1 protein-coding gene is annotated in these 1213 nt (G+C 54.6%); it reads right to left on the reverse strand.

The window, feature by feature from the left end; genetic code table 11:
* Nucleotides 1-377: 377 nt before the first annotated feature.
* On the reverse strand, nucleotides 378-1213 hold an 836-nt coding region (locus ACXJ5O_RS27505; RefSeq protein ID WP_457302677.1), incomplete at its 5' end, for an HlyD family secretion protein.

A 1213-nucleotide genomic window follows, 5' to 3' on the forward strand; every position in this document is an offset into this window, starting at 1 on the left:
GGCCCGGCTCGATACGCGTTGCGAAGTCGCCCATCCGTGTAGAATCGGTCTTTCCCACCGGCAACAATCAACGCATCGCCGATTGATCTGGCGCGATCAATCTCCCCACACGCTAGGAAAGCCATTGCCGCCAGCGAATTGTCATAGACAAACGCTGTGTTTTGGAGGGCTTCTGGCAAGGGCGGACCTCCAATCGAAGACAGGTAGCTCGGCAGAAACATGGTCAGCACGGTGCCACCCGCTCCTTCTGTTTGCAAACGAGCTAAAGCCGTACACAAAGTCGATCCGGCGGCACGATCGGCGGCATGACTGGCCGTAACGGCTAACCCACAGACCGTCGCAACGCAGAAAGCCGAGCGGCATATGTCTAACACCGGCTAGTTCCATCTCGTATCAAAGACGGCTTGCGTCCCGCTATCGGCAATAATTCGCTCGTGAAGGAATGGTGTCGGATCCAGCCCTACCCCATGGTCGAACAGATAATCCGTGGCTTGGCATTTGCTTAACAGGCATGCCGTTTTCTTCAGTACTTGAACGGAATCATTTTTTTCGTCCGCTATCAAAACAGTTTCTGTATGAAGGCGTGGCTCCGCGGCATTTGCCTTGCCCGAGATATACATGCTGACATCAACGAGCTTTGATCCCTCCCGCAGGAAGGCCAATTCCAGCTTTTCTACCTGGTTCGCAAGCGCTGCAGTCGCTCCATTGACGTAGGCGCTTGTTTTTCCGGCCCAATCGCTTTGCCGCGTTACTGTGACCCATGTCCCGACCGAGCACAAATCGGCAGCCCCTTCCTGTGTCGATTTCTCCGGAGTTATGAAGGCATAGAGCTCACGGCGTTCCGTTGGCGGAAACGGAACCGCAAAGTCGAGATCAACACGATCCGTGGTGCGAGGAAGGAGCCGGCTTACCAGACCCGAGACCGGCGAAGACCATGCGTCCGATTCGACCACGACTTTAGCCCCGACTCCCAACGCCTGCGCCTGACGCTCGGAGAAGATCGCAACGACAAACGCTTCCCTGCAATCAACAGCTTGAGCGAGAGTATCACCCGCGTTCACCTGTTTCCCAACTTGCGCTACGGTTTTATATATTTTTTCAGATTTCATGATCGAAACGTCTGCTTTCGCCATCAATTCGATGCGGTGGTTCTCGGCTTGCGTGAGGCTTTGCAACTCCTCTAGGCGCATCTTTATAGACGCATTTTGCATAC

The sequence above is a fragment of the Phyllobacterium sp. P5_D12 genome (assembly GCF_054049495.1).